Origin of the sequence: Mesorhizobium sp. M7A.F.Ca.CA.004.12.1.1 (genome assembly GCF_003997835.1) — a bacterium.
Classification (GTDB): Bacteria; Pseudomonadota; Alphaproteobacteria; order Rhizobiales; family Rhizobiaceae; genus Mesorhizobium.
The window spans coordinates 1-7,545 of sequence record NZ_RZRK01000249.1 but is presented as its reverse complement, the minus strand read 5'-3'; the positions used below and the strand labels follow the sequence as shown (position 1 = coordinate 7,545).

Below are 7,545 nucleotides of genomic sequence, written 5' to 3'. Positions count from 1 at the left end.
CCGCGACCTCTCTGTTGTCCGTCACCTTCATCGGCACGATACGGCCGTTGCAGACGATCGCGTGGCGCTCCGGATTCAACCCTTCGGTCTTGACCTGCAGCCGTTCGACCGAGGAATCGACGAAACGCACGGTGCCGCCGATCGCGCCTTGCTCGCCCATGACATGCCAGGGTTCGAGCGCCTGCCGCAGTTCCAGCTTGATGCCGGCATGCTGAACCTGACCGCAGAAGGGGAAGCGGAATTCGAGCTGGGCGTCGAACCATTCGGGCCTGAATTCGAAGCCGTTGAGCTTGAGGTCGTCGAGCACGTCGAGGAAATCGGCCCAGACATAATGCGGCAGCATGAAACGATCGTGCAGTGAGGTGCCCCAGCGCACGAAGCGGCCATCGAGCGGGCTCTTCCAGGCACGGGCAATGATCGCCCTGACAAGCAGTTGCTGCGCGAGGCTCATGCGTGCATTGGGCGGCATCTCGAAGCCGCGGAATTCGACCAGTCCCAGCCGACCGGTCGGTCCGTCCGGCGAAAACAGTTTGTCGATGCAGATTTCCGAACGATGCGTATTGCCGGTGACGTCGGTCAACAAATTGCGGAACAGCCGGTCGACCAGCCATGGCAAGGGTGCGTTGCCCCGGTCCGGATGCGGTACCTGCGCCATCGCGATCTCAAGCTCGTAGAGCGAGTCGTGACGCGCCTCGTCGAAGCGTGGCGCCTGGCTGGTCGGCCCGATGAACAGGCCGGAGAACAGATAGGACAGCGACGGATGGCGCTGCCATTGCAGCACCAGGCTCTTCAGCAGGTCCGGCCTTCGCAGGAAGGGGCTGTCATTGGGTGTCGCACCGCCGACCACGACATGGTTGCCGCCGCCGGTGCCGGTGTGGCGGCCGTCAATCATGAACTTGTCGGCGCCAAGCCGTGTCTGCCGCGCTTCCTCATAGATCGCCGTCGTCGTCGCCACGCAATCCTGCCAGTTGGAAGCAGGATGGATGTTGACCTCGATGACGCCGGGATCAGGCGCGACGCGGATGACGTTGAGGCGCGGATCGTGAGGCGGGCCGTAGCCCTCGATATGCACGGGAAGGCCGATCGCCTTCGCCGCGTTCTCGGCCGCAGCGACCAGTTCGAGATAGTCTTCCAGCGCCTCGACCGGCGGCATGAACACGCAAAGCCGCCCATCGCGCGGCTCGACCGAAAGCGCGGTGCGCACCGCGCCGCCGATCTCGGTGATCTCTTGTTCGACCCGGTCCTGCTGGCCGGTCGCAGCGGTGAACGATGCCGCTTGCTGGCGGCGCGCCATCTCGTCGGCGCCTTCCAGTTCAGCCGGAGCCGCCGAGGACAGGATGGCTTCACGCGTGGGCAGCGGTCCGCGTGGCAGCGACGGATCGACCGGCACGATGTAGGGGAATTGCTCCGGCGGCACATAGGGCAACGTGCCGAGTGGCAGGCGGTAGCCGACGGGTGAGTCGCCGGGTACCAGGAACAGCCGGCCGCGCCGCGTCTTCCATTTTTCCGAGCGCCAGCGCGGATCCGATGCCTGGCTATTCCAGCGCTGCACCGGCAGCACATAGCCGGACGGCTTGGTCAGCCCGCGTTCGAACACTTTCGCCATGCGGCTGCGTTCTTCCGGGTCCTCCAGCCTGGAGTTGGACGGATCGACATTGTCGGGCAGCTTGCCTTCCTTGAGCAGCCATTCGGCCGGATCCTCATAGGCTTCGCTGACCATGGTCTTGTCGATGCCGAGTTCGCCGGCAATCGCGGTGAGCAGGCTTTCGGCCTGCTTCGGGCCGATATCGGCCTCGCTCTTTTCGCGTGCGATCAGGGACGGATCGCTCCACACTGGCTGGCCGTCGGCACGCCAGTAGAGCGAAAAGGTCCAGCGCGGCAGGCTTTCGCCCGGATACCATTTGCCCTGGCCGTAGTGGAGAAAGCCGCCGGGCGCGAAGCGCTCGCGCAGTTTACGGATCAGTTCGTCCGCCTTTTCGCGCTTGGTGGGACCGACGGCGGCGGTGTTCCACTCGGCCGACTCGAAATCGTCGATCGACACGAAGGTCGGCTCGCCGCCCATGGTGAGCCGCACGTCCCCGGCCGCGAGAGCGGCATCGACCTTGTTGCCCAACGCATCGAGAGCCTGCCAGCTTTCGTCCGAGAACGGCTTGGTGATGCGCGGATGTTCGGCGATGCGGTCGACCCGCATCTCGAAGCCGAATTCGACATTGGCGAAGCTTGCCAAGCCGGAAATGGGAGCCGCGTTGCGGAAATGCGGCGTCGCCGCCAGCGGCACATGGCTTTCGCCGGTGAGCAGGCCAGAGGTCGGATCGAAGCCGATCCAGCCGGCGCCGGGAAGATACACCTCGCACCAGGCATGCAGATCGGTGAAGTCTATCGCCGTTCCCGGCGGACCGTCGAGTGCTACCAGATCGGGCTTCAGCTGGACCAGGTAGCCGGAAACGAAGCGCGCGGCGATGCCGAGGTTGCGTAGGATCTGCACCAGCAGCCAGCTCGAATCCCGGCACGACCCTTTTTTCGCGGCCAAGGTCTCTTCCGGCGAGAACACGCCGGTTTCCATCCGCACGATATAGGCGATCTCGCGCTGCAGCCGAGCATTGAGGTCGACGAGGAAATTGACGGTATTGGGAGCGCTGCGATCAATGGTGTTCAGCAGCGCCGACAGCAGCGGTCCCGCCGGTTCCGGCGTGCGATAGATGGCGAGATCGTCGCGGATTTCTTCCGGATACTCGAATGGAAACGCCTCGGCCGACGGCTCGACGAAGAAATCGAACGGATTGTAGACCGTCATGTCGGCGACGAGGTCGACCTCGATCTTCAACTCCGTCACCGGCTCCGGAAACACGAAGCGGGCTAGGAAGTTGCCGTAGGGGTCCTGCTGCAGATTGACGAAGTGGTTGGCCGGCTCGACCTTGAGCGAATGGCTCAGCACCTTGGTGCGGGAATGCGGCGCCGGCTGCAGCCTGATGATCTGGGGCCCGAGAACCACCGGCCGGTCGTACTTGTAGTGGGTCAGGTGGTAGACAGCTGCCAGAATTGCCATGGAGCCCCGGAATTCAGCGTTTCAAACGATTTCGCTGAACCCTGACACATCTGGCGACCATTCTCCAAGCAGAGATGTTGCGGTGCACCTAATTTAAGCAACGGTTGCCGGCTCAGAAAAACGCCTGTATCCCCGTCTGCGCCCGTCCCAGGATCAGCGCATGCACGTCATGCGTGCCTTCATAGGTGTTGACCGTCTCCAGATTCTGCGCGTGGCGCATGACGTGGTAGCCGATCTGGATACCGTTGCCGCCATGCATGTCGCGGGCCTGGCGGGCGATGTCGAGCGCCTTGCCGCAATTGTTGCGCTTGACGATCGAGATCATTTCCGGCGCCATCTTGCCTTCATCCAGCAGTCGCCCGACGCGCAAGGATGCCTGCAGCCCAAGCGCGATCTCGGTCTGCATATCCGCCAGCTTCTTCTGGTAGAGCTGCGTGCCGGCCAGCGGCTTGCCGAACTGCTTGCGATCGAGACCGTATTGGCGGGCGCGGTGCCAGCAATCCTCGGCGGCGCCCATCGAGCCCCAGGAAATGCCGAAGCGAGCCCGGTTGAGGCAGCCGAACGGTCCGCCAAGGCCTTTTGCGTTGGGCAGCAGCGCGTCTTCGCCGACCTCGACGCCTTCCATCACCACCTCGCCGGTGATCGACGCCCTCAGCGACAGCTTGCCGCCGATCTTCGGCGCCGAAAGCCCCTTCATGCCCTTTTCCAGCACGAAGCCACGGATCTCGTCCTTGCCGTTCTCGCCCTTCAGCTTCGCCCAGACGACGAACACGTCGGCGACCGGCGCGTTGGAAATCCACATCTTCGAACCGGACAGCTTGTAGCCGTTGGCTGTCCTCTCGGCGCGTGTCTTCATGCCGCCCGGGTCGGAGCCGGCATCCGGCTCGGTCAGGCCAAAACAGCCGATCCACTCGCCGCTGGCAAGCTTGGGCAGGTACTTCCTGCGCTGTTCGTCCGAGCCATAGGCGTAGATCGGGTACATCACCAGCGACGACTGCACTGACATCATCGAGCGATAACCCGAGTCGACACGTTCGACTTCCCGCGCGACCAGCCCATAGGTGACGTAGTTCGCGCCAAGCCCGCCGAATTCCTCGGGGATGTTGATGCCGAGCAGGCCGGCCTCGCCCATTTCGCGGAAGATCGCGGCATCGAAAGTTTCGTTGAGGTAGGCGTCCTCGATCCGCGGCGCCAGTCTGTCGGCGGCGAAGGCGGCCGCGCCGTCGCGCACCATGCGCTCGTCTTCCGAAAGCTGGCCCTCGATCAGGAACGGATCTTCCCAGACGAATGCGTTCTTGTCGGCGGCCATCGCGTTTCTCCCAAACCAATGCATGTCGCTCAAAACGATGACATGCATGAAGCAAAATGTTGGCCCGTTCTATCGGCCTGCGCCTCGAAAAAATCAAACGAAATTGATTCACCGATCAATGAGCTCTAGGAATGGGTCATGAGTGTCCAACGCCGCCTTTTGCCCAACATAAGCGCCCTTGCCGCCTTCGAGGCTGTGGCCCGGCTGGGCAGTTTCACCGCTGCCGCCCAGGAGCTCGATTTGACCCAGGGCGCAGTCAGCCGGCAGATCAGATCGCTTGAAGACCAATTCGGCCGCCGGCTGTTCGAACGCGACAGCCGCAATGTCAGGCTGTCGACATCGGGCGAAATCTACGCCGAGGCGGTGCGTTCGGCACTTGGCCAGTTGCGTGACGCAGCCCTTGGATTGATGAGCAATCGGCATAGCGGCATCCTGAACCTTGCCATTCTGCCGACCTTCGGCACGCGCTGGCTGATGCCGATGATCCCCGATTTCGTCGAAAGCAATCCCGATATCACCATCAATTTCGTCACTCGCGTCGGCCGCTTCGACTTTGCCAGGGAGAGGCTGGATGCCGCCATCCACTATGGCCTGCCGGACTGGCCTGAGGCCGACTCGACACTGTTGGTGCGCGAAACCGTGGCGCCGGTCGTGTCGCCCGAATTCCTCGCCGGCCGCGCCATCGCCTCACCGGCCGATATCGGCCGCCTGCCGCTGCTGCACATGGCGACGCGTCCTGGCGCCTGGACCGAATGGTTCGAGCATCAGGGCCTGAGCGCGCCGACCGGGCCCGGCATGCAGTTCGAGCAGTTCGGCACCGCCGCCCAGGCCTGCATGGCGGGGCTCGGCGTGGCGCTGCTGCCGCTGATCCTCATTGCAGGTGAATTGCAGCGCGGCCAGCTGGTGCCGGCGCCAGGCCGGCCCATGCAAAGCCGCAGCGCCTACTATCTCGTCGTCCCACACGACAAGCGAGGCCATCCGCCAGTCGCCAGTTTTCGCGACTGGCTGCTGGGCCAGGTCGAGAAGGAGCCGGCCGTTCTGGCGTGGTAGCTACTTCCGCTTCAGCGCATCCGCCAAGGCAGCACCGAATGCGCCTTGCTGTGCCGGCCGCTCCGGCTGGCGTTGCTGCGGTGCCGGCGAACGTGGTGCCGGCCTGCCGCCACCATTGTCGCGTGGCCCGCCACGCGGTGCGCCACCCTCGCCGCCATCCTTGCGCATGGAAAGCGCGATGCGCTTGCGCTTGATGTCGACGTCGACGACCCGCACCTTGACCACATCGCCGGCCTTGACCACCTCATGCGCGTCCTTGATGAACCGGTCGGCCAGTTGCGAGACATGCACCAGCCCGTCCTGATGCACTCCGATATCGACAAAGGCGCCGAAGGCGGCCACATTGGTGACCGTGCCTTCGAGCAGCATGCCGGGCTTCAGATCCTTGATGTCGTCGATGCCGTCGGCGAAGGTCGCCGTCTTGAAGCCCGGGCGCGGGTCGCGGCCCGGTTTTTCCAGCTCCGCCAGGATGTCGCGCACCGTCGGCAGGCCGAAACGCTCGTCGACGAAGACGCGCGGGTCGAGTGCCTTCAGCGCGGCACTATCGCCCATCAACGACCGCACATCGCGCCCGCAGGCGGCGACGATCTTCTTCGCCACGCCGTAAGCTTCCGGATGCACAGAGGAGGCATCGAGCGGTTCGCTGCCATTGGCGATGCGCAGGAAACCGGCGGATTGTTCGAAGGCCCGAGGTCCGAGCCGCGGCACCTTGAGCAGATCTTTCCGGCTGGCGAAGGGCCCGGTCGCATCGCGATGGGCGACGATCGCGTCGGCCAGAGACGCGCCGAGACCTGAAACGCGCGCCAGCAGTGGCGCCGAGGCGGTGTTGAGATCGACGCCGACGGCGTTGACCGCGTCTTCCACCACCGCCTCCAACGAGCGGCCGAGACGGTACTGGTCGACATCGTGCTGGTACTGGCCGACGCCGATCGATTTGGGCTCGATCTTGACCAGTTCTGCCAGCGGATCCTGCAGCCGCCGGGCAATCGAGACGGCACCGCGCAACGACACGTCGAGGCCGGGGAATTCCGCCGCCGCCGTCGCCGATGCCGAATAGACCGAGGCGCCGGCCTCGCTGACGATCACCTTCAGGGGCTTCGGACCACCATCCGCCGGCATGTCGGACAGCATGTCGGCGACCAGCTTTTCCGTCTCGCGGCTGCCGGTGCCGTTGCCGATCGAAATCAGCTCGACCTTGTGCAGCCGGATGAGCTTGGCGAGCTCCGCCTGCGTGCCGCGCACATCATTCCTGGGCGGGAACGGGTAGACGGTCGTCGTGGTCAGCACCTTGCCAGTGCCGTCGACCACCGCCACCTTGACGCCGGTGCGGATGCCGGGGTCGAGCCCCATAGTGGCGCGCGAACCGGCGGGCGCCGCCAGCAGCAAATCCTTGAGGTTACGGGCGAACACATGGATCGCCTCTTCCTCGGCCCGCTCGCGCAGGTCGCGCATCAAATCGAGAGTCAGGTGCAGCGACAGTTTTATCCGCCAGGTCCAGCCCGCCACCTCCATCAGCCAGCGGTCACCCGGCAGGCTGCCTCCGATGGCATAGGCATTGGCGATCATCCGCTCGACCGGCTTCACCGGCGACGTATCATCGGCATCGACCTCGATGTCGAGCGAAAGCACCTCCTCGTTGCGGCCACGCAGCATCGCCAGCGCGCGATGGCTCGGCACATTTGCCCAGCGCTCGACATGGTCGAAATAGTCGGAGAATTTCGCACCGGCTTCCTGCTTGCCGTCGACCACCCTGGCGCGCATGAAGGCGCGCTCCTTCATGTAGCTGCGCAATTTTCCGACCAGATCGGCATTCTCGGCGAATTGTTCCGACAGGATGTCGCGCGCCCCTTCGAGCGCTGCCTTGGTATCGGCCACCTCTTCGCTGACATAGGCCAGTGCCAGTTCGGCAGGCACCAATGAGCGGTTCGCCAAGATGGCTTCGGCCAGCGGCCCCAGCCCGCGCTCCCTGGCGATCTCGGCCTTGGTCCGGCGCTTGGGCTTGTAGGGCAGGTAGATGTCCTCAAGTTCCGCCTTGGTGCTGGCGGCGACGATCTTGCCTTCAAGCTCCTCGGTCAGCTTGCCCTGTTCGCGGATCGAGCCAAGGATGCTGTCGCGGCGCGCATCGAGCTCACGCAGATAG

The 7,545-nt window shown here is 64.4% G+C and carries 4 protein-coding genes; 1 reads left to right on the top strand and 3 read right to left on the bottom strand.

What is annotated here, in order from left to right; translation table 11 throughout:
- Together EN984_RS15160 and EN984_RS15155 are read right to left on the bottom strand one after the other, a co-directional pair.
- A partial coding sequence (locus EN984_RS15160; protein ID WP_164765482.1) for a transglutaminase family protein occupies nt 1-3,046 on the bottom strand: 3,046 nt, incomplete at its 3' end.
- A gap of 112 nt (nt 3,047-3,158) precedes the next feature.
- The gene (locus tag EN984_RS15155; RefSeq protein ID WP_127268849.1) at nt 3,159-4,355 is read right to left on the bottom strand and encodes an acyl-CoA dehydrogenase; all 1,197 of its coding nucleotides are present in this window, start codon (nt 4,353-4,355) and stop codon (nt 3,159-3,161) included.
- A gap of 138 nt (nt 4,356-4,493) precedes the next feature.
- Here EN984_RS15155 and EN984_RS15150 point away from each other — a divergent pair, with 138 nt between their 5' ends.
- Entirely contained in the window at nt 4,494-5,405 is a 912-nt protein-coding gene (locus EN984_RS15150; RefSeq protein WP_127268850.1) for a LysR family transcriptional regulator, read from the top strand.
- On the opposite strand, the gene EN984_RS15145 is transcribed toward EN984_RS15150, so the two are convergent.
- On the bottom strand, nt 5,406-7,545 hold a 2,140-nt coding region (locus EN984_RS15145), incomplete at its 5' end, for a Tex family protein (protein WP_164765481.1).

What these genes read in the sequence shown, in the direction of transcription:
- EN984_RS15150 (WP_127268850.1), top strand. Translation starts at nt 4,494, where the DNA reads ATGAGTGTCCAACGCCGCCTTTTGCCCAACATAAGCGCCCTTGCCGCC.
- EN984_RS15155 (WP_127268849.1), bottom strand. Translation starts at nt 4,355, where the DNA reads ATGGCCGCCGACAAGAACGCATTCGTCTGGGAAGATCCGTTCCTGATC.